The organism is Microbacterium jejuense (genome assembly GCF_019511665.1).
Taxonomy (GTDB): domain Bacteria; phylum Actinomycetota; class Actinomycetes; order Actinomycetales; family Microbacteriaceae; genus Microbacterium; species Microbacterium jejuense_A.
In genome coordinates, this window is sequence record NZ_JAEUAW010000006.1 from 164,537 (window position 1) to 185,438 (window position 20,902).

General features: G+C 70.6%; 21 protein-coding genes and 1 pseudogene. 3 read left to right on the top strand and 19 right to left on the bottom strand.

The genetic code is table 11. From position 1 onward, the window contains the following. Positions 1-99 precede the first annotated feature (99 nt). The 4 genes from JNB62_RS10020 to JNB62_RS10035 are packed head-to-tail and all read right to left on the bottom strand — an operon-like array spanning position 100 to position 2,835. Positions 100-1,185: a hypothetical protein gene (locus JNB62_RS10020; protein WP_220300731.1), complete on the bottom strand. Its 1,086-nt coding sequence runs from the start codon at positions 1,183-1,185 to the stop codon at positions 100-102. Then, a complete protein-coding gene (locus JNB62_RS10025; RefSeq protein ID WP_220300732.1) occupies positions 1,160-1,765 on the bottom strand; it encodes an RNA polymerase sigma factor in 606 nt (201 codons plus the stop codon). The genes JNB62_RS10020 and JNB62_RS10025 overlap by 26 nt, the downstream gene beginning before the upstream one ends. Before the next feature lie 41 nt (positions 1,766-1,806). Further along, entirely contained in the window at positions 1,807-2,256 is a 450-nt protein-coding gene (locus JNB62_RS10030) for a DinB family protein (RefSeq protein WP_220300733.1), read from the bottom strand. A gap of 9 nt (positions 2,257-2,265) precedes the next feature. Beyond that, entirely contained in the window at positions 2,266-2,835 is a 570-nt protein-coding gene (locus tag JNB62_RS10035) for a GNAT family N-acetyltransferase (RefSeq protein ID WP_220300734.1), read from the bottom strand. A gap of 87 nt (positions 2,836-2,922) precedes the next feature. On the opposite strand from JNB62_RS10035, the gene JNB62_RS10040 reads away from it, so the two are divergent. Then, positions 2,923-3,396 (top strand): NUDIX hydrolase, encoded by a 474-nt coding sequence (locus tag JNB62_RS10040; RefSeq protein ID WP_220300735.1) that lies wholly within the window; start codon positions 2,923-2,925, stop codon positions 3,394-3,396. Positions 3,397-3,409: 13 nt separating this feature from the next. Here JNB62_RS10040 and JNB62_RS10045 read toward each other — a convergent pair whose 3' ends face one another. The 9 genes and pseudogenes from JNB62_RS10045 to murC all read right to left on the bottom strand — a co-directional run bounded on the left by JNB62_RS10045 (position 3,410) and on the right by murC (position 11,151). Then, complete coding sequence (locus tag JNB62_RS10045; protein ID WP_220300736.1) at positions 3,410-4,330, bottom strand: RluA family pseudouridine synthase; 921 nt, start codon at positions 4,328-4,330, stop codon at positions 3,410-3,412. Between the two features lie 238 nt (positions 4,331-4,568). Next, positions 4,569-5,138 (bottom strand): annotated as a pseudogene (lspA, locus tag JNB62_RS10050) (signal peptidase II); the annotation flags it as partial. A 3-nt stretch (positions 5,139-5,141) separates the two neighbouring features. After that, the gene (locus JNB62_RS10055; RefSeq protein ID WP_220300737.1) at positions 5,142-5,714 is read right to left on the bottom strand and encodes a DivIVA domain-containing protein; all 573 of its coding nucleotides are present in this window, start codon (positions 5,712-5,714) and stop codon (positions 5,142-5,144) included. Between the two features lie 141 nt (positions 5,715-5,855). Further along, positions 5,856-6,155 (bottom strand): YggT family protein, encoded by a 300-nt coding sequence (locus tag JNB62_RS10060; protein ID WP_220300738.1) that lies wholly within the window; start codon positions 6,153-6,155, stop codon positions 5,856-5,858. A 9-nt stretch (positions 6,156-6,164) separates the two neighbouring features. Beyond that, on the bottom strand, positions 6,165-6,629 hold the full coding sequence (locus JNB62_RS10065) for a cell division protein SepF (RefSeq protein WP_220300845.1): 465 nt from the start codon (positions 6,627-6,629) through the stop codon (positions 6,165-6,167). Between the two features lie 32 nt (positions 6,630-6,661). Next, positions 6,662-7,345 (bottom strand): YggS family pyridoxal phosphate-dependent enzyme, encoded by a 684-nt coding sequence (locus JNB62_RS10070; protein ID WP_220300739.1) that lies wholly within the window; start codon positions 7,343-7,345, stop codon positions 6,662-6,664. Next, positions 7,346-8,497: a cell division protein FtsZ gene (gene ftsZ, locus JNB62_RS10075; RefSeq protein WP_220300740.1), complete on the bottom strand. Its 1,152-nt coding sequence runs from the start codon at positions 8,495-8,497 to the stop codon at positions 7,346-7,348. It abuts the gene before it with no gap. Between the two features lie 160 nt (positions 8,498-8,657). After that, complete coding sequence (locus JNB62_RS10080; protein WP_220300741.1) at positions 8,658-9,737, bottom strand: FtsQ-type POTRA domain-containing protein; 1,080 nt, start codon at positions 9,735-9,737, stop codon at positions 8,658-8,660. Positions 9,738-9,744: 7 nt separating this feature from the next. Next, positions 9,745-11,151 carry a UDP-N-acetylmuramate--L-alanine ligase gene (murC, locus tag JNB62_RS10085; protein WP_220300742.1) on the bottom strand — a complete coding sequence of 469 codons (1,407 nt, stop codon included), beginning with the start codon at positions 11,149-11,151 and terminating at the stop codon, positions 9,745-9,747. 118 nt (positions 11,152-11,269) lie between these two features. Here murC and JNB62_RS10090 point away from each other — a divergent pair, with 118 nt between their 5' ends. Both JNB62_RS10090 and JNB62_RS10095 read left to right on the top strand, forming a co-directional pair. After that, positions 11,270-12,187 (top strand): hypothetical protein, encoded by a 918-nt coding sequence (locus tag JNB62_RS10090; RefSeq protein ID WP_220300743.1) that lies wholly within the window; start codon positions 11,270-11,272, stop codon positions 12,185-12,187. Further along, a complete protein-coding gene (locus JNB62_RS10095; RefSeq protein ID WP_220300744.1) occupies positions 12,184-12,561 on the top strand; it encodes a GntR family transcriptional regulator in 378 nt (125 codons plus the stop codon). Before JNB62_RS10090 ends, JNB62_RS10095 begins: the two co-directional genes overlap by 4 nt. A 20-nt stretch (positions 12,562-12,581) precedes the next feature. Here JNB62_RS10095 and JNB62_RS10100 read toward each other — a convergent pair whose 3' ends face one another. From JNB62_RS10100 to JNB62_RS10125, 6 genes are read right to left on the bottom strand one after another with little or no spacing between them, the layout of a single operon-like run. Next, complete coding sequence (locus JNB62_RS10100) at positions 12,582-13,667, bottom strand: UDP-N-acetylglucosamine--N-acetylmuramyl-(pentapeptide) pyrophosphoryl-undecaprenol N-acetylglucosamine transferase (protein WP_220300745.1); 1,086 nt, start codon at positions 13,665-13,667, stop codon at positions 12,582-12,584. Positions 13,668-13,708: 41 nt separating this feature from the next. Continuing rightward, on the bottom strand, positions 13,709-15,034 hold the full coding sequence (gene ftsW, locus JNB62_RS10105; protein ID WP_220300746.1) for a putative lipid II flippase FtsW: 1,326 nt from the start codon (positions 15,032-15,034) through the stop codon (positions 13,709-13,711). After that, entirely contained in the window at positions 14,958-16,538 is a 1,581-nt protein-coding gene (gene murD, locus JNB62_RS10110; protein WP_220300747.1) for a UDP-N-acetylmuramoyl-L-alanine--D-glutamate ligase, read from the bottom strand. The genes ftsW and murD overlap by 77 nt, the downstream gene beginning before the upstream one ends. Further along, positions 16,535-17,647: a phospho-N-acetylmuramoyl-pentapeptide-transferase gene (gene mraY, locus JNB62_RS10115; protein WP_220300748.1), complete on the bottom strand. Its 1,113-nt coding sequence runs from the start codon at positions 17,645-17,647 to the stop codon at positions 16,535-16,537. Before mraY ends, murD begins: the two co-directional genes overlap by 4 nt. After that, entirely contained in the window at positions 17,644-19,056 is a 1,413-nt protein-coding gene (locus JNB62_RS10120) for a UDP-N-acetylmuramoyl-tripeptide--D-alanyl-D-alanine ligase (protein WP_220300749.1), read from the bottom strand. Before JNB62_RS10120 ends, mraY begins: the two co-directional genes overlap by 4 nt. A gap of 42 nt (positions 19,057-19,098) precedes the next feature. Further along, positions 19,099-20,883 carry a peptidoglycan D,D-transpeptidase FtsI family protein gene (locus JNB62_RS10125; protein ID WP_220300750.1) on the bottom strand — a complete coding sequence of 595 codons (1,785 nt, stop codon included), beginning with the start codon at positions 20,881-20,883 and terminating at the stop codon, positions 19,099-19,101. Positions 20,884-20,902: the final 19 nt, after the last annotated feature.

Genomic DNA, 20,902 nt, shown 5'->3' on the forward strand with positions numbered 1-20,902 from the left:
ATCGAGTCTACGGACGACCGCAGACACCGCGGCCGGTCCCGCCGGGTGTCGGCGGGACCGGCCGCGGAGGTCGGTTCACCCTCGTGTTCAGGGTGAAGGTCAGGGGGCGGACCCGACGACGGAGACGGTCGACACCGTCCGGCTCTGCCACTCCGGCATCCCGTCGAACAGCACCGGGTCGTCGTACTCCCCCATCCCCCAGTGCGTCGACTGCAGGATGTAGCCGCGGGAGGTGTCGAGCACGAACTCGACGCGCGCGGCGCCGGCGTCGAAGCCCTGCTCGTACGAGAGCGTCGTGAGCTCACCGTCGGTCGACACCACCTCCACTCCCGGGAGGGAGGCGAACGCCCGGAGCATCCCTGCCCGCGCGTTCGCGGGCGCGAGGTTGAACGACATCAGATCGCCGAGCGTCTCGACGAAGAAGTGGGCGATGCCGTCCGTCTCGCCTTCGGCGCCGTACCGCTCCTCGAACCACGTCACGACGCCGTCCGGATCCGAGGGCATGTCGGCGAAGGCCTCCCGGCCGTCGAGGTGGTACGTCACCGCGTCGCCGTCGCGACCGCCCTCGACGATGCCGCCCGGGTACCGCGTGATGCCCGCGAGCCCCGAGGTCGCGGGCGCCATCTCGCGTTCCCACGCGCCGGCCGCCTCGGACGACAGCGGGCCCGCCGACTCCACTACGCGATACGGGTGGCGCTCACGCACCCACTCGCCGTCGGGGTCTGCCGGCACGTACACCGCCGAGTCGTCCTGGATCAGGAGGACGGCATCGGCATCCTGGCGGCCGGCGTTGTTGAACTTCGCGCCCGCCGGCATCTGCTCGTCGTAGGTCGTGGCCCACGTGAAGGCGGTGTCGACACGCGTGTAGCTGCCCGCGGGCACGGGGGTGTCGGCGGCCCGGATGCCGGCGACCGCCGCCTTCTCCAGCACGATCTGCGCCGCCGACGCCGTGGGCGCCGTCGCGGGCACCATCACCACGCCCACCACGAGTGCGGCCGCGGCGAGACCGCCGCCCAGCGCCGACGCGCCGACCCACCGGACTGTCCGCCGGCGCCGGGGTGCGGCATCCACTCGCTCCTGTCTCGCGATCTCGCGCAGCAGCGCGACGCGGGCCGCATCGATCCCGGCGTCCGGCACGCCGGGAGCGCCGGCTCCGATCTCACGCACTCGTTCCATAAGCTCCATCGGTCTCCTCCTTCGCGATCCACGTGAGCCGGACAGACGCGTGCGATCCCGGCGGCGCGAGCTTGCGCCGCACCCGGTTCAACCGCGACCTCACCGTGCCGACCGGCACGCCCAGGGCGACGGCGATCTCGTCGTACGTGAGGTCGCCCCACGCGTACAGCAGCAGCGTCTCGCGGTCGCGCGACGCCAGTGCCGCGATGCGGGGGGCGAGCGCACGGACCGCGGCCGAGGCGTCGGCACGATCCGCGGCCGCATCGATGGCGCCGTCGCTGGAGTGCTCGCCGCGCGACGCGGATGCCTCGAACGAGCGCCACTGACGGGCCTCGTCGGCGCGGTGCCTCTTGATCACGCGCGAGGCGATTCCCAGCAGCCACGGCTTCGCCGATTCCCACGCCGTGTCGAAGTCGCGGCGCCGCCGGAACGCGATGAGCATGGTCTCGCTCAGCACGTCCTGTGCGGCATCCACTCCCACGCGGCGTGACGCGAACCCGCCGATCACGCGCGCGTGCCGTTCGAACAGCTCCGCGAACGCGGCAGGGTCGTCGGCGGAGCGCCGGATGATGTCGCTGTCTGTACTCACACCAAGGATTGCCGGATGCCGCAGCGACGGTTCACGGAATGTCAGAACTCCTCGTCGAGCGCGTACTGCTGCTGCCACGTGTGCGGGCGGGGGATCCCGAGCCCGTACAGGTAGCGGATCAGCTGGCCCTGGTGCATCGTCTCGTGCTCGAGGAGGGCGATCACGTAGCGCAGCGAGTCCTCGTCGGCGGGATCGATCCCCGCGACCCACTCGTCGACGTCGGCCGCCGCCTGGACGAACGCCGCGCGCACGGTCGCCGCATCGGACGACCCGTCGCGCTCGACCGGGCTGGAGAACCCCTGCCACTCCCCCGCACGTGCGGCCTTGGGGAAGCTCTCGCGGGCGCCGAGCACGCACCACAGCTGGTGGCCGACCGTGTCGGACGGCAGGCCGGGCAGACGAGAGCCCAGATGCTCGGCCGGGATCGTGTCGAGGAAGTCGAGGTACAGGGTGTTGGACCGCTCGAGGCGGCGACGCAGGAGCTCGTTCACGCGTCCACGCTAGAGCTCTCGCCGCATGAGCACACGCGTGAATCCTGCCAGGACCGAGGTCGTCTCGGCGGCCTTCTCGAAACCCGCCTGCTCGAAGAGCCGGCGAGTGCCGACGTACGCCATCGTCAGGTCGACCTTCGCGCCGTCGTTGTCGACCGGGTACCCCTCGATCGCCGGCGCGCCCTGGTCGCGTGCGAACTCGACGGCGCCGTCGATGAGCGCGTGCATGACGCCCTTCTTGCGGTGCCCCGGTCGCACGCGGAAGCACCAGAGCGACCATACGTCCTGGTCGTCCACGTGCGGGATCTTGCGGAACGTGGCGAAGTGCGTGCGCGTGCGCGGGGCCACCGCCGCCCAGCCGACCGGAACGTCGCCGTCGTACGCGAGCACGCCGATCGGCCCCTCTTCGTCCATGAGCCGGCGCACGCGGTCGGCGCGATCCGGTCCGCGCAGCGCGTTCGCCTCCTTCGACGGGATCCGGTAGCTCAGGCAGAAGCACACGCTCGACTGCGGGTTCTTCGGTCCGATCACTGCGGCGACATCGTCGAACACCGTCGCGGGGCGCACCTCGATCGTCATGCCTCCGCTATGGCCGAGGCGTCCGACATCCCCGACCGGCCACCCGTCATGTGGGACCGCGCGCGGCCCGCGCCTAGGCTGAACCTCATGGCCACCCCCGACTTCGTCCTCGAGCTCCGGCGCCACATCGGCACCACCGCCCTGCCGCTGGTCGGCGCGACCGCCGTCGTGCTGCGGGGCGACCGGATCCTGCTGGGCCGGCGACACGACAACGGCGCGCTCACCCCGATCACGGGCATCGTCGAGCCGGGCGAGGAGCCGGCCGATGCCGCCGTGCGCGAGACGCTCGAAGAGGCCGGCGTCGTCTGCCGCGTCGAGCGGCTCGCGTGGGTGCACCAGCTGCCGCGCGTCGTCTACCCCCACGGCGACGAGGTCGACTATCTCGACCTGGTGTTCCGCTGCGCGTGGGTGTCGGGCGAGCCGTATCCGGCCGACGGCGAGATGACCAAGGTCGGCTGGTACGACCTCGACGACCTGCCTCCGCTGGAGCTGCCCGACATGTACCGCCGGATCGACCACGCCTGCACCGACGGGCCGGCGCGGTTCGAAGGCGGGCACTGAGGCGCAGGAGGCCTCAGTCCGCCCGCAGGACCTCCAGCGCGTGCGCGAGGTCGGCCGGGTAGTCGGACGTGAAGGTCACCCAGTCCCCCGTCGTCGGGTGGGCGAACGACAGCTCGTGCGCGTGCAGCCACTGACGGATGAGCCCGAGCCTCGCCGACAGCGTCGGGTCGCCGCCGTAGAGCGGGTCGCCGACGCACGGGTGGCGGTGGGCGGCCATGTGGACGCGGATCTGGTGCGTGCGCCCCGTCTCGAGGTGGATCTCCAGCAGCGCCGCGCCCGGGAAGGCCTCGAGCGTCTCGTAGTGCGTCACGGAGTCCTTGCCGTCGGGAGTGACGGCGAACTTCCACGAGTGCGACGGATGCCGGCCGATCGGCGCGTCGATCGTGCCGGCGAGTGGATCGGGGTGTCCCTGCACGACCGCGTGGTAGATCTTCTCCACCTCACGCTCCTTGAAGGCGCGCTTGAGCGCGACGTACGCCCGCTCGGTCTTGGCGACGACCATGAGCCCGCTCGTGCCGACGTCGAGGCGGTGCACGACGCCCTGACGCTCGGCGGCGCCCGTCGTCGCGATGCGGTACCCGCCGGCGGCGAGGGCGCCCAGCACCGTAGGACCCTCCCAGCCGAGTGAGGGGTGCGCGGCGACGCCGGAGGGCTTGTCGACCACGACGATGTCGTCGTCGTCGTACACGATGCCCAGCTCCGGCACCTCGACCGGGATGACGCGCGGCTCCTCCTTGGGAGCCCACGTCACGTCCAGCCATGCGCCGCCGCGGAGCTTGTCGGACTTCGCCAGCGTGCGCCCGTCCATCGTCACCCCGCCGGCATCCGCCACGTCGGCCGCGAACGTGCGCGAGAACCCGAGCATCTTGGCGAGGGCCGCGTCGACGCGGGTGCCGTCGAGCCCGTCGGGTACGGGGAGGCTGCGGGTCTCCACGTCAGAGCTGGGCGCCGGAGTCCGGCCGCCCGGCCTCGCGGTCCGCATCGGCTCGTTCTGCCGCTGCCTCGGCTTCGGCCTCGACCTCGCGCTGCTCGGCGTCCGTCAGAGGCGGAAGTCCGCGCTCGGCAGCCGGGATCCCGGCATCCGGATCCGCGACCGGGAACTCGTCGCCGAATCCTTCGACGGCGCCGCCCGGCGCGAACTGGTCGCCGTCGGCGCCGAGGATCGTGTCCTCGCCCGGCACAGCGGTCTCGTCCTGGTCCTTCTTGCGGTCACGGTCTCGCGATCCGTCCATGTGCACCCCCACGAGCACGAGTATGGCGACGCCGATCATCATCGTGACGATGAACATGTCGGCGATGTTGTAGATGCCGCCCGGCATCCCCGGGATGAACCACATCCACGGCGTGTCGATGAAATCGACCACGTGGCCCACACCGAACCCCGGGTCGCGGAAGAGCCGGTCGCCGAGATTGCCCAGCACGCCGCCGAGCAGAAGGCCCAGTGCGACGGCCCACAGCCGGGAGCGCACGCGCCGGGCCGCGAGCCAGGCGATCACGACGGCGACGACCGCGAGAGCGATCGTGAAGATCCAGGTGGCGCCGGCGCCGAGCGAGAACGCAGCTCCCGAGTTGCGGGTCAGGTAGAAGATCAGGAAGTCGCCGATGACGTGCACCGGCTCCTGGTACGGCAGGTTCTCGAGAGCGAAGTGCTTCGCCAACTGGTCGGCGGCCAGCACCGTCAGCGCGAGGATCGCGATGAGGGTGCCGGCCGCCGCCGGACGAAGGGGTGCTCGGCCCGACAAGGGTTAGAGGCCCAGCGACGACACCGGCTGAGCGCCGGAGCTGGTCGCCGTGGTCTCGAGGTCGCGCAGCTTGCCCTCGATGTAGCTGCGCAGCTGCGCGCGGTAGTCGCGCTCGAAGTTGCGCAGCTCGGTGATCTTGCTCTCCAGGCCGACACGCTCGCGGTCGAGCTTGGCGAGCTCCTCGCGGCCACGGGTCTCGGCGTCCGAGACGATGCTCGCGGCCTGCGCCTTGGCGTCCGCGATGAGCTGGTCGCGCTGGGCGATGCCCTCGGCGACGTGCTCGTCATGCAGGCGCTGGGCCAGCTCGATGATGCCTGCGCTCGCGGCCGGAGCGGCACCCGTGACCGGGGCTGCCTCGACGACCGGTGCGGGGGCGGGCTCGGCCGCGCGCGCCGGCGCTGCACCCGACTCGTACGCCGCCAGCTTGGCCTTCAGCTCCTCGTTCTCGGCGAGGGCCTTGCGCCACTCGACGACGATCTCGTCGAGGAAGTCGTCCACCTCGTCGGGGTCGAAGCCCTCCTTGAAGCGGACGTGCTGGAACTGCTTGGTGACGACGTCATCGGGGGACAAAGCCATGGTGATTCCTCTTTCGAGCGTCTGGGCCGATGTCGGTAAGGTCGCCGGTCGGCGGCCGTTCGTATCAGCAAAGCATAGCCGCGGGTTCTGAGACTGTCGAAGGACGACGGCTCTCAGGCGACTCCCGGCGAAGCGATCCGATCAGCCCGCGAGCGCCCTCGTGATGCTCAGCAGCACGAAGCACAGCAGCATCGTCAGGGCGAATCCGAAGTCGATCGCGATCGCTCCGATGCGCAGCGGGGGGATGAAGCGGCGGAACATCTTGATGGGCGGATCGGTGACCGTGTAGACGATCTCGGCGGCCACGAGACCGGCCCCGTGGGGGCGCCATTCACGGTTGAAGAACGGGATCCAGTCCAGGATCAGCCGCGCGAGCAGCACGAAGACGTACAGGAGCAGCGCGAGGTTGAGGATCGCTGCGATGAGTGAGACGACTGCCACGTAGCCAGATTACGGCTGCGCGAACGGAACCGAGTCCGGGTCGGCCTGCGCGACCGCCCCGTCACCCGACACCGCGACGTTCTCGGGCGACAGCAGGAACACCTTGCTGGTGACCCGCTCGATGCGCCCGTACAGCCCGAGCGACAGGCCGCTCGCGAAGTCGATCAGACGTCGCGCGTCGGCGTCGCTCATCTGCGAGAGGTTGATGATGACGGGGATGCCGTCACGGAAGTTCTCTGCGATGACCTGGGCGTCCCGGTACTGCTTGGGGTGCACCGTCAGGATCTCGTTGATGGCCGTCGGCGCAGGCTGGCGGACGACGGTGGGGCGATGGATCGGGGTCACGGGGGCTGCCGCCTTCTCTACGACCTTCTCGGAGGTGCGGGCACGCGGCTGCGGCGCCGGCTCTTCGTAGACCTCTTCCTCGTCGGCGAGGCCCAGGTACACCATGGTCTTCTTGAGCGGGTTCGACATCGCATCCTCCGTAGTGCTCATCTGTTCCGAGGTTAACCGCGTTCTGGCCTGGGCCCGGTGATTGCCGAGCCGATGCGTAGGTGTGTCGCGCCGGCGGCGATGGCCTCGGCGAAGTCTGCTGTCATGCCGGCCGAGATCCACGACGCGTCGCCGACGACGCTGCGCAGCGCGTCAGAGCACTCGCGCAGCCGCGCGAATGCGGGTGCGGGAGGCTCGTCCAGCGGGGCGACCGCCATGACGCCGCGCAGCCGCAGCGACGGGAGCGCGGCGGTGTGCTCGGCGAGGGCGATGACACCATCCGGGTCGACGCCGCCACGCCCGGGATCGTCGGTGAGGTTCACCTGCAGCAGCACGTCCAGCGCGGAGTCCCCGGGCTCGGCGGCGGCATGCAGCGCATCGGCGAGACGGGACCGGTCGAGAGAATGGACGACGGAGGCGGCGGCGCGGATCGCGCGCGCCTTGTTGGTCTGCGCCTGCCCGATGAAGTGCCAGCGCAGATCGGCGAGCTCGCCGGCCTCGCCGACCTTGCGGCTCAGCTCCTGCTGCCGGTTCTCCCCCACATCCCGCACGCCGAGGCCGTACAGCTCCTCGACGAGCGACGCGGGATGGAACTTGGTCACCACGATGCGGGTGAGCTCGGACGGATCGCGACCGGCCGCGCGCGCGGCATCCGCGATCCGCCCGTCCACCTCCGCGAGGCGGTCTGCGAGCGTCACTTACTTCAGGAAGTCGGGGATGTCGAGGTCGTCGTCGCTGAACGCCGAGTCGTACGACGACTCGGTGACGGCCCCGACGGTCACCGGCACCGACGGCGGCTCGACGACATCGCGGTCCTTCGCGGCCTCTTCGGCAGGCGTCACCGGCAGCGCGGGCGTCGAGACGACGCGCGCGGCCGTGATCGGCTCGATGCGGGCCTGCGGCTCCCCGCCGTCGAATCCCGCCGCGATCACCGTGACGCGCACCTCGTCGCCGAGGGTGTCGTCGATGACCGTGCCGAAGATGATGTTCGCCTCGGGGTGCGCGGCCTCCTTGACCAGCTGAGCGGCATCGTTGATCTCGAAGATGCCGAGGTTCGACCCGCCCTGGATCGACAGCAGCACGCCGTGCGCACCCTCGATCGACGCCTCGAGCAGCGGCGACTCGACGGCGAGCTCGGCGGCCTTGATGGCGCGATCCGCCCCCCGTGCCGAGCCGATGCCCATGAGGGCGGACCCCGCTCCCTGCATGACCGACTTCACGTCGGCGAAGTCGAGGTTGATGAGACCCGGCGTCGTGATGAGGTCGGTGATGCCCTGCACACCGGCGAGGAGCACCTGGTCGGCCGTCGCGAACGCCTCGATCATCGAGATGCCGCGGTCGCTGATCTCGAGCAGCCGGTCGTTGGGCACCACGATGAGGGTGTCGACCTCTTCCTTGAGGCGGGCGACCCCGGATTCGGCCTGCTGCTGGCGACGACGACCCTCGAACGAGAAGGGCTTCGTCACGACACCGATCGTGAGAGCTCCTATCGACTTCGCGATCTTGGCCACGACCGGAGCACCGCCGGTGCCGGTGCCGCCGCCTTCGCCCGCCGTGACGAAGACCATGTCGGCGCCGCGCAGCGCCTCCTCGATCTCTTCGGCGTGATCCTCGGCCGCGCGCCTGCCCACCTCGGGATCGGCGCCGGCGCCGAGTCCGCGGGTGAGCTCACGCCCGACGTCGAGCTTGACGTCGGCATCGCTCATGAGCAGCGCCTGGGCATCGGTGTTGATCGCGATGAACTCGACGCCGCGCAGGCCGAGCTCGATCATGCGGTTCACCGCGTTGACGCCGCCGCCGCCGACGCCGACGACCTTGATCACGGCGAGGTAGTTCTGGTTCTGGCTCATGCCGGCCCCCTGGCTTGTAAACCTTCAACCTCTAGTAGAGGTATAAAGAATTGCCCGGTATGCAATTCCGCTGTGTCGAAAGTAAGCGGATGCTGCGCGTCAGCCAGGAACGAGTCGGCGTGTCGCGCCAACCTGTGAGAGAAATCGACGGCTGCGTCGATCAGCGGACGACGACGGCCTCGGGCGACGACACGTCGTACGTCGAGACGTCGGCCGGCGGCCGGGCCGCCATGATCTTCTGCAGGCGAAGCGCCTTGTCGGCGGAGCGCTCGGCGTTGCCCCACACGACCTGCGTGTTCGTCCCGCCGAGCGTGAGAGTCACATCGTCGGGCGTGGATGCCGACACCCCCGTCACCTGTGCACGGATGTCATCCGGCAGCGACCTCATGACCTGTCCCGCCGCGGCGAAGGCATCGGACTTCACACCGCCCGTGATCGTGAGGAGCGGGACCCCCGCGCTCGGCGTCGCCGTCGTCGACAGGGCGACGCCCGCTGCGTCGACGAGCGTGTAGCCGGCGCGCGTCTCGATGATCCCGACCGGCGTCCGTTCGACGAGCCGGACGACGAGCTCGTGCGGCGGTCGCGCCTCGAGTGCGTACGTCTCGATCAGCGGGAATGCCACGAGCGCCTTCTTCACGGCGCTCTCGTCGACGAGAGGCAGCGGCGTGCCGAGCTGGCCCGACAGCGCGTCGGCCACCTCGCCGGCATCGAGCTGCTGCGCTCCGACGACCGAGATCTTCTCGACGCCGAACAGGGGGCTGTACGCGGCGCCGACGGTCCCCAGCGCCAGCAGGACGAGGGATGCCGCCGCCCCGAGCCACACCGCGCGCCGCCGACGCTGGCGCACCGTGAACCGGCGCACCTCCGCGCGCAGCGCCTTGCGGCGCGCCCGCGAGGCCTTCCAGACCTCGCGGAAGCCGACCTCCGGGTCCATCCCCGTGTCGGCGTCGGCGCCGTCGGAAGACGCGTCGAGTCGCGCCGCGCGCGTCTCCGCCGACAGCGGGATCACCGTCCCCAGGTCTCCTCCACGCGCCGGCGCGTCGCGCGGAGCCTCCGGTCGCGTGGGCCCAGCGGTCGGATGCTCGTCGGCGCCGGACGCCGCCGCCCGGGGCTTCGGGCCGGCCGGGGCGACGGCATCCTGCACCACATCGTCGACCGCGGCACGCGACACCGGCTCGCCGGCGGTCGTCGCGCCGCGAGGAGCGACGGGCGACTGCGGCAGCGGCGAGGGGCGGCGCATATGGCCGCTACTCCCCCGCGTCCGTCCGCGCGAGCGCCTCGAGCACCTGCGGGATGATCAGGTACACGTTGCCGCAGCCGAGCGTGATGACGTAGTCGCCCTCACGCGCGACCGTCGCGGTGTAGTCGGCGGCCTGCTGCCAGTCCGGCACGAAGCGCACGTGCGAGGGATCCGCGAAGGCGCCGCTGACGAGCTCGCCGGTGACGCCGGGAACCGGGTCCTCGCGGGCACCGTAGACGTCGAGCATGACGGTGTGGTCCGCGTACCGCTCGAGCACCTCGGCGAATTCGCGGTACATCTCCTGCGTCCGCGAGTACGTGTGCGGCTGCTGGATGGCGATGATGCGGCCGTCGCCGACGACGGTGCGCGCGGCCGCGAGGGCCGCCGCGACCTCGGTCGGGTGGTGCGCGTAGTCGTCGAAGACGCTGACCCCGCGCTCGACGCCGTGCAGCTCGAACCGGCGGACGGTGCCGGCGAAGCCCTCGACAGCCCGGACGGCGGCCTCGAGGTCATGGCCGAGCGTCAGCAGGACGGCGATCACGCCGGTTGCGTTGACCGCGTTGTGCGCGCCCGGGATCGGAAGCCGGGCGTCCACCGTGACGCCCTGGTACGTCACCGAGAACGAGACGGGCCCGTCGGTGACGATGTCGCCCACGCGGACCACGGCGTCGGCCGCCTCGCCGAACGTCACCACGTGCGGGTGGCTGATCTGCGCGGTCACGCGCTGCGCGCCGGGATCGTCCGACGAGATGACGACGGCCTCGCGGGCCTCGTTCGCGAAGCGGGCGAACGCGGCATAGAACGCGTCGCGCGTGCCCCAGTGGTCGAGATGGTCCGGGTCGACGTTCGTGATGAGCGCGATCGAGGTGTCGTACAGCAGGAACGTGCCGTCGGATTCGTCGGCCTCGATCACGAAGACGTCGTCCGACCCTGTGCCGCTGGAGACGCCGAGCTGCGCGATGACGCCGCCGTTGACGAACGTGGGCTCCACGCCGAGGTCGCGCAACGCGGTGACGAGCATGCCGGTGGACGTCGTCTTGCCGTGCGCGCCGGCCACCGAGACGAGCCGCCGCCCGCCGATGAGCCAGTACAGCGCCTGGGAGCGGTGGATGACGTGCAGTCCGCGCTCCTTCGCCAGGACGAACTCGGGGTTCTCGGGCCAGATCGCGCCCGTGTGGACGACGGTGTCGACATCGTCGGCGAGGTTCGCCGCGTCATGGCCGACGTACACGGTCGCGCCGAGCTCGGCCAGCTCGCGCAGCGCGCTGCTGTCGGCGCGGTCCGAACCGGACACGCGGATACCGCGCTGCAGGAACATGCGGGCGAGCCCCGACATGCCGGATCCGCCGATCCCGATGAAGTGGGCGGCGGTGATGTCGTCGGGAATGGGAAGACTGAGATCGGGTCTGATCATGACCCGTCAATCCTAAGTTGGCGGGGGGATGCCGCGGCCCCGGCGCGCCCGGCGACCCCGGGAGGCCGGCATCCATTCTGTATTGACACATTGATACAGAACCTTGTACAAAGAAGGCGTGGACCGTACGACGCTCTCCTTCAACATCGCATTCATGGCGATCTTCGCGGTCGTGCTGCTCGTCCTGCTGGTGGTGATGACGCGGCCCGCGTCGTGCTATCGACGAGCCGACGCGATGTCCGTCCGCCTGAGGCTCCCCTACGGCACGGCGGCCACCCGCGATGTGGTGGCCGCGCGCAGCCGACGGGGCACGACGTGGGCGCTCACCGCGGCGCTGATCGGTCTGTGCGCCGCCGTGCCCTTCCTGGCCACGCCCCTCGCCCGAGAGCCCTACTTCCTCCTCATCGCGGTGCTGCCGTGCATCGTGCTGCCCACGGCGACGGCGAATGTCGTGATCAACCTGCGCGAGCGCCTCTTCCACCCCGCTCCGGACGTTCCGCGCATCGCCCGGCTCACGCGGATGCGCTCCCGCGACTACCTCGGGTCGGCAGGCGCCCGCGTCCCGTGGGTGCTGGCCGGCGTCCTCGCCTTCGCGCTCGTGGCGATCATCGCCGTGTCGACGGCGGCGCCCGGCCGGCTCGCCCCGTCCGCCGTCTCCGCCTTCGTCGCCGCCGCAGCGCTCACCCTGTGCCTGCACGCGGCGCGTCCCTTCCTCGATCGGCTGGTGCTCGACCGCCCGCAGCCGGCCGCCGACACGCTGGAGCTCGCGTGGGACGACGCCTTCCGGACCGAGACGCTGAGGAGCCTGGCACTCGCCGCCTGCCAGCTCAGTGGAATCGCCATCGGCATGGGAGCGATCGCCATCGCGCCGACGGCGACGCTCTGGGCGGCCGTGGCCATGCAGCTTCCCACGTGGGGAGCGATCGTCCCCCAGTTCGTCTACGTCGGCTGGAACGGGCGCCCCCTGCAGCCCGCGCTCTATCCCGACTGGCTGCGGGCGCCGGCCGGGAGCGCGGTCGAAGGGAGCGCCGCATGATCGTCATCGACCCCGGCTCGCCCGTCCCGCCGTTCGAACAGCTGCGGGCGGGGCTTGTGGATGCCGTCGCGTCGGGCGAGCTCGCCGCCGGCGCGCGGCTGCCCACGGTCCGTCGCCTCGCGGAGGACCTCGGCATCGCGCCGGGGACCGTGGCGCGCGCGTATCGCGAGCTGGAGGCATCCGGAATCATCGAGACCCGCGGCCGCAACGGGACCTTCGTCGCGTTCGACGCCGACCCCGCGCGCCAGCAGCTGCAGCGCGCGGCTGCGGCCTTCGCGGCCCAGGTGCGCGAGCTGCACCTCGACACCGACGAGGCCCTGGCGATCGTCGCGGCAGCGCTCCGTTCGAGTCCAGCGGCGGCTGCAGGTTCCTGAGGTCAGACGTACTCGCGAGCTCAGCCGCGCAGCGCCTCGTCGATCATCGCGACGACGTTCGCGGTGCCGTTCTTGATGCCGACGGATGCCGCGGCCTCCGCCATTGCGGCGCGGCGGGACTCGTCGGCCAGGAGCGGGACGATCTCGGTGCGCACCGTGTCGCCCGTGAAGCCGGCATCCGGGAGCAGCATCGCCGCCCCCGCCCGCACGGCGGACGAGGCGTTCAGCGCCTGCTCGCCGTTGCCCACCGCGTACGGCACGTAGACCGTGGGGATGCCCAGGGCGCTGATCTCGCTCACGGTCGCGGCGCCCGCGCGTGAGACCACCAGGTCGGCGAGGGCGAATGCCAGGTCCATGCGGTCGAGGTAGCGCACCACGGCGTAGCCCGCTGCCCCGAGGTCGGGCAGGTCGGAGCGCTCCCCCGTCGCGTGCAGCAGCTGCCACCCGGCATCGACCACGTCGCGCCATGCGGCACCGTGGCCCTCGCCGAACGCCTCGTTGAGGCGCTGCGCACCGAGTGATCCGCCGAACACCAGCAGGACGGGCTTCGACGCGTCCAGTCCGAAGTACTCGGCCGCCTCGGCGCGGAGCGCCGCACGGTCGAGCGTGACGATCTCGTCGCGCAGCGGCATCCCCACGACGCGCGAACGCTTGAGCGGCGTGCCGTCGAAGGCGACCCCGACGGCAGCCGCGCGGCGTGCGCCGAGCACGTTGGCGAGCCCGGGCCTGGCGTTCGCCTCGTGCACGACGAACGGCACGCGCTCGCGGCGCGCGGCGACGTAGGCCGGCGCCGAGGCGTACCCGCCGAACCCCACGACGACGTCGACGCCGCGCTCCGCGATGTGACGGCGGACCTGTGCGATCGCCCGGCGGAACCGCGCGGGGAACGCCGCGGCCGCGCCGTTCGGGCGGCGCGGGAACGGCACCTTGTCGACGATCAGCAGCTCGTAGCCGCGCTCGGGCACGAGGCGCGCCTCGAGGCCCTCGCGCGTGCCGAGCACGAGCACCTCGGCCTTGGGCTCGCGGGCGCGCAGTGCGTCGGCCACGGCGAGCAGCGGGTTGACGTGCCCGGCGGTGCCACCGCCGGCGAGAAGATACGTCGTCACTCCCCGAGCCTACCGGGCGAGGCAGTGCGGGTTCGGGGCGTTCAGCGGACGGCGCGCAGCTTCGCCCGCTCGCGGGCCGCGCGCGCCTCGGCGATCGCCGCTTCGCGTCGGGCGATGGATGCCGGCAGCGACCGCGCGAAGGCGAGCAGCACGCCGCACGCGACGAGCACCGACAGCAGCGACGTGCCGCCCTGCGACATGAACGGCAGCGGCACGCCGAGCACCGGGAAGACGCGCAGCACGACGCCGATGTTGATGAGCGCCTGCCCGACGATCCAGATCGTGATGCCGCCCGCGGCGATGCGGACGAAGGGGTCGTCGGTCTTGCGGATGATGTGGAAGGCACCGACGGCGAACAGCGCGAAGAGCGCGAGCACCACAGCGCAGCCGATCAGACCCATCTCTTCGCCGACGATCGCGAAGATGTAGTCGTTCGCGGCGGCCGGCAGCCAGTCGTACTTCTCGCGCGAATTGCCCAGACCGAGACCGAAGACGCCACCGCTCGCAAGCCCCCAGATTCCGTGCAGAGGCTGGTAGCAGTCGTTGAAGTAGTCGTCGAGGCAGTTCGGGTTGAGGAAGCTGAGGAACCGGCGCATGCGGTCGGGGCTCGTGATGGCGAAGAACGCGACCGCGCCCGCCGCAGCGATCGCAGGAAGCAGGAAGATGCGCAGCTTGACGCCCGAGAAGAACAGAGCCCCGAGCACGATGAGCACGAGGATCATGGCGGTGCCGAGGTCGTGCCCTGCGATGACCGTGCCGATCGCGAGGATCGTGACCGGGACGAGCGGGATGTAGACGTGCCGCCAGTCGGCCAGCAGCGTGCGCTTGCGGAACAGCACGAACGCCACCCACAACGCGAGTCCGAGCTTCAGGAACTCGGACGGCTGCGCCTGCACGCCTGCGATGTTGATCCAGTTGCGGTTGCCGTCTGCGGCGACACCGAGGCCGGGGATGAACACCAGCATCTGGAAGGCGACGCCGAAGATCAGGGCCGGCCACGCCATCTTCTTGTAGAACGACACCGGCAGGCGGCTGGCGATGAACATGAGCGGGATGCTCACCGCGGCGAACATCACCTGCTTGAGCACCATCTCCCACGGCGCCTCGCCCTTCGCCGTGGCGGTGGCGGACGTCGCCGACAGCACCATCACGAGGCCGAAGGCGGTGAGCAGCAGCGCCGTCGAGGCGATGAGCAGGAACTCGCTCGGCACCGGTGCGAACACGCGGCCGAGCGACACGCGCGCGGCGAGCCCGCGCCGAGAGGGCTTCTCGGCGGCGGGCGCGACGGGCTCAGGCGTCGTCGGCGTCGTTCGGCGCGGCGGGGTCGGACGGCTGGCCCGGGCCCGAGGCGGCTCTGTCGTCGTCACCGGGTGCCTCCGTTCCGATCCGTTCCCTCACGGCCGCCGCGAATCGGCGGCCGCGGTCGGCGTACGATGCGAACTGGTCGAAGGATGCCGCAGCGGGAGCGAGCAGAACCACGTCCCCGTCACGCGCCACCCCTGCCGCCAGCTCGACGACACGCGCCATGACACCTTCAGTCTCAACGGCGTCCACCTCGAACACGGGCACCGCGGGCGCGTGTCGCTCGAACGCGGCGACCACCGCGGCACGGTCCGTGCCGATCACGATCGCCGCCTTCGAGGCCGCTCCGCGTGCGGCGACGAGCTCCGAGATGTCGACGCCCTTGAGCAGTCCGCCGAGAACCCACACCGCGCCCGGGTAGGCCGCCAGCGACGAGGCGGCGGCGTGCGGGTTCGTGGCCTTGGAGTCGTCGACCCACGTGATGCCCTCGTGGCGCGCGACGATCTCGATGCGGTGCGGGTCGAGGCGGAACCGGCGCAGCGAGTCGCGGATCGCCGCGGGCGGCACATCGAGCGACCGCGCGAGGGCGGCTGCGGCGAGGATGTTGGCGACGATGTGGGGCGCCGCGAGTCCGAGCGACGACAGTTCGTCGACAGTGGTGAGCTCCAGCGCGCTCCTGTGCCGGTCGTCGAGGAACGCGCGGTCGACGAGGATGCCCTCGACGACCCCGAGGTCGCTCGGCCCGGGGGTTCCGAGATCGAAGCCGATGGCGCGGGCGCCCTCGACGACCTCGGCGTCCTCGACCATGGCCTGGGTGGCGGCATCCGCCTTGTTGTACACGCATGCGACGCGCGTGTTGTCGTACACGTGCGCCTTCGCGGCCCGGTACTCCTCGAACGACCCGTGCCACTCGAGGTGGTCGTCGGCGAGGTTCAGGCACACCGCCGCGTGCGGCGACAGCGGATCGGGCGAGTCCTGCAGGCCCAGGTACCAGAGCTGGTGGCTGGAGAGCTCGACGACGAGCGCGTCGAAGCCGGCGGGGTCTCGCACCGCGTCGAGCACGGGAGTGCCGATGTTGCCGACGGGCGCCGCCCGCAGGCCGCCGGCGACGAGCATCGTCGCGGTCAGGCGCGTGGTGGTGGTCTTGCCGTTGGTGCCGGTGATCAGGATCCAGTCGGCGGGCGTGCCGTCGTCGCGCACGACCTTGTCGCGCACCCGCCACGCGAGCTCGACGTCGCCCCACAGCGCGATGCCGCTGTCACGCGCCCAGACGACGAGTGGATGCCGCGGTGCGAAGCCGGGCGACGCCACGACGACCTCGGGGTCGAACTCGACGAGCTCGACCGGGACGGCGTCGAGAGGCCCCGTCCACAGCCGCGCGCCGATGACAGGCAGCAGGCGCGCGTACTCCTCGTCGGCGTTCTCGGTCACGACGAGCACGTCGGCGCCCAGCTCGGTGAGCGTGTCGGCGACCGAGAAGCCGGTGACCGAGAGGCCGAGCACGGCGACGCGGAGGCCCTTCCAGTCGGCGTTCCAGCTGGTGAGGGTGCGCAGGCGGTCGGCGGTCATGTGCGGGAGAGCCATTCGACGTAGAAGAATCCGATGCCCGACACCGCGAGCAGGCCCGCGATGATCCACATACGCACCACGATCGTCACCTCGGACCAGCCGCGCATCTCGAGGTGGTGGTGGAACGGGCTCATCAGGAACAGGCGCTTGCCACGCGTGATCTTGAAGTACAGGCGCTGCAGGATGACCGAGCCCGGGCCGATGATGAAGACGCCGGCGACGAGCACAGCCAGCAGCTCGGTGCGGGTGAGGATCGCCATCGCGGCGATCACGCCGCCGATCGCCATCGAGCCCACATCGCCCATGAAGACCTTCGCCTTGGGGGCGTTCCACCACAGGAACCCGACCAGCGCGCCGACGAACGACGCCGAGATGATCGCGAGGTCGAACGGGTCGCGTGTCGGGTAGCAGGCCATCTGCGCGCCGGACGACAGGTCGCTGCCGCCCCAGCAGGCCTGGTTGAACTGCCAGAACGCGATGAGGCTGTACGCGCCCGTCACGAAGATCCCCGAGCCGGCGGCCAGGCCGTCGAGGCCGTCGGTCACGTTGGTGCTGTTCGAGAAGGCCACGCCGATGAACGACACCCACGCGAGGTACAGCAGCCAGCCGAGGACGGCGCCGAGCGCCATGAACCACAGCGGCTGGATGTCGCGGAACATCGAGATGTACGGCGACGCCGGCGTCTGCCCGTAGAGGTTGGGGAAGTTCAGGGCCACGATGCCGAAGGGCACCGTCACGATGACCTGGCCGACGATCTTGCGCCACCCGCTCAGGCCCATGAAGCGCTGCTGGCGCACCTTCATGTAGTCGTCGATGAACCCGACGACGCCGAGGCCGACCATCATCCAGATGACGAGCAGACCCGAGATCGTGGGCGGGTTGTTGCCGCTGTAGCAGCCGACCAGGTATCCGACGATGGTGCCGACGATGAAGATCGTGCCGCCCATCGTGGGCGTGCCGCGCTTGGTCTGGTGATTGGGGTTGCGGATGTCTTCGGGCGTGCGGATGACCTGCGCCCACCCCCACTTGCGGAACAGCCGCAGGAAGACGGGGGTGAGGAAGAGCGTGAAGGCCAGCGAGATCGCTGCCGCAGTCAGGAGGGATCTCACGAGAACGATTCTCCCAGACGATCGCCCAGGAACCGGAGCCCGGCCGAGTTCGAGGACTTGACGAGCACGCGGTCGCCGTCGCGCAGCTCGCCCTGCAGGTAGTCGAACGCCTCGTCGGCGGTCGAGAAGAACACCGCCTCGTTGTCCCACGAGCCCTGCGCGACCGCCTCCAGGTACATGCGCCGTGCGCCGTCGCCGACCACGACGATGCGCTGGATGCCCAGCCGCACCGCGAGGAGGCCGACGCGGTCGTGCTCCTCCTCCGAGTACTCGCCGAGCTCGCTCATGGCACCGAGCACGGCGACGGTCCGCTCGTCGGGCCCGGTGATCTGGGCGAGCGTGCGCAGCGCTGCGGCCATCGAGTCGGGGCTCGCGTTGTAGGCGTCGTTGATGATCCGCACGCGGTCGGAGCCGAGCGGCTGCATGCGCCAGCGCTCGGCGATCTCGACGGTCTCCAGACGCGCGACCGCGTCCGCGAGGCTCACCCCCAGCGTGGTGGCCGCGGCGATCGCGGCGAGGGCGTTCATGACGTGGTGCTCACCGAGCACCTTCAGGTGCAGCGGAACGGATTCGCCGTCGGCGGTGACCGTGAAGGACGTGCCGGATGCCGTCACGACGACGTCGTCCGCCCGCACCTCGGCCTCCGGCCCGCGGCCGAACCAGCGCACCCTGGCGCCGTGCTCCGCGGCGATGGGGGCCATCGCGGCCACGCGGGCGTCGTCGGCGTTGAGCACCGCCACTCCCCCGGGTCGCAGCGCCTTGACCAGCTCGGACTTGGCGTGGAAGGTCCCCTCGATCCCGCCGAACCCGCCCGCGTGCGCCATGCCCACCATGAGCACGACGGCGACGTCGGGGTCGACGAGGCCGGCGAGGCGGGCGATGGCACCGGGGCCGCTCGCACCGAACTCGCTCACCAGGAACCGGGTGGTGTCGGTGACGCGCAGCATCGTGAGCGGGGCTCCGACCTCGTTGTTGAACGACGCCTTCGGCGCGACGGTCTCGCCCGCGCCTTCGAGGATCCGCGCGAGGAGGTTCTTCGTCGTCGTCTTGCCGTTGGACCCGGTGATGCCCACGACGCGCAGGTCTCCGGCATCCCTCACCGTCTTCACGACCGTGCGCGCGAGGTCCGCGAGGGCCGTCACGGCGTCGGCGACGACGATCTGGGTGACGGACTCCGCGACCCGGTGCTCCACGATCGCCACGGCCGCACCGGCCGCGCGTGCGGCGTCGACGAACAGGTGGCCGTCCGTCTCTTCGCCCGGCTTGGCGACGAAGATGCCGCCGTCGGCGATGAGCCGGGAATCGGTGTCGACAGCGCCGGAGACGACGGTGTCGAGCTTGTCGTCGCCGGCGAGGAAGGCCTCGCCCGAGACGGCATGCGCAAGCTGTGCGATGGTGAGCGCGATCATGTGCAGGTACTCCGGCCTGAGGCAGCTATCCAGTACGGGGGACTACCCGAACTTGGGCAGCAGCACCGGCGACGTCGTCGAGGGCATGACGCGATAGGTCTTGAGGACCTGGGTCATGGCCTTCTGGAACGCGGTCGCGTTGGCCGCAGACGATGTTACCTTCGTCGGCTCGTCGAGCGTGACGACGACCACGTACTCGGGGTCGTCGGCGGGCGCGAAGCCGACCATCGTCGTGTAGTACACGCCCTGCTTGTAGTGGCCGTTGCCGTCGCTCTTCTCACCCGTACCGGTCTTGCCGCCGATGCGGTAGCCGGGGATCTCGACAGCCTTCGCGTAGTTCGCCTGCAGGAAGACGTTCTCGAGCATCTCGCGCATCTGCGCGGACGTGCTCTCACTGATGACGCGTTCGGGCTCGGCCACCTCGGGCTTGACGACGGTGCCGTCGGGCTTCGTGCACGACTCGATGATCTGCAGCGGCATCTTGACGCCGCCGTCGACGATCGCCCCGTACGCGCGCGCGAGCTCGGGCATGGTCGTCGTGACACCCTGTCCGAACGCGGTGTTGTACGTCGTCTGCGCGCCCCACTCGTCCGCGGGGTAGATGAGCCCGTTGGCCTCCTGCGGGTACCCGGTGTCGGTGCCTTCTCCGATGCCGAAGCGCTTGAAGTAGTCGTAGCGCGTCTGCTTGTCGACCTTCTCGCTGAACTTCGAGATGCCGGCGTTCGACGAGTCGATCAGCACGCCCGTCAGGGTGTAGTCGTACGCCGGGTGCTGGAACGAGTCGCGCACCCGCACGCCGCCCGGGAAGTTCTCCAGGCCGGAGGCCGTGACCGTCGACTCCGGCGTCTGGCCGCCGGCATCGATCACGGTCGCGGCCGTGAGGCCCTTGAACGTCGATCCGGGTTCGAACGTGCCACGCATGATCTGGCTGGTGCGATCGTCCTCGTCCGTCGCGTCGACGTCGTTGGGGTCCACGGTGGGGTACTCGGCAGCCGCGCGCACCTTGCCCGTCTTCACCTCGTACACGAGGATCGCTCCGTGCTGGGCGGCCATGTTCTGCGTCTGCTCGGCGATGAGCTGCTGCAGGTACCACTGGAGGTCGCGGTCGATCGTCAGCTGCAGCGTTCCGCCATCGGTGGCCGGGTCCTCCTTCTCGGTGCCCGGGATGATGACGCCGTCCTTGCCCTGCTCGTACGTCAGTTCGCCGTTCTCGGCCGCGAGGCAGGAGTCCTGGGACTGCTCCAGCCCTTCGAGCGCCTGGCCGTCCGTCCCCATGAACCCGAGCAGATTGCCCGCCACCGCCCCGTCCGGGTAGGTGCGGGCAGGGTGCTCCTGGCAGTGCAGGTACGGCACTTTGAGGTCGGCGAGGGCACGGAACTGCTCCGTCGAGAGGCCGTTCTTCAGCTTGGCGTACTGCGTCGCGGAGTCCGCTGCCAGTGCGTCCCCGACGATCTGACGCACCTCTTCGGGCGTCTGACCCGTGATGGCCGCGACGTCGTCCGACACATCGGCCCACAGTCGGTACTTCGACTTCTTCTCCAGGACGGCTGTGTCGATCTGGGTGATGAGGAGCGGATCGAGCTGGCAGTCGTACTGCAGAATGCTGCCGGCCAGGACCTGGCCGTTCGTGTCGACGATCGCGCCGCGCGTGCCGTAGAGCTTCTCTTTGCCGGCGAACGCGACGTTGAGCGAGTCCTTCACGTGCTCATCGGCGTTGACGACCTGGATGTCCACGAGGCGGACGACGAACCCCGCGAGCACCGCCAGCACGACTCCGAGGGCCACGACGGTACGGCGGCGGGGACTTCTCGTGCTTCGTGTCGTCATCTGCTTCTCGTGCTTCGCG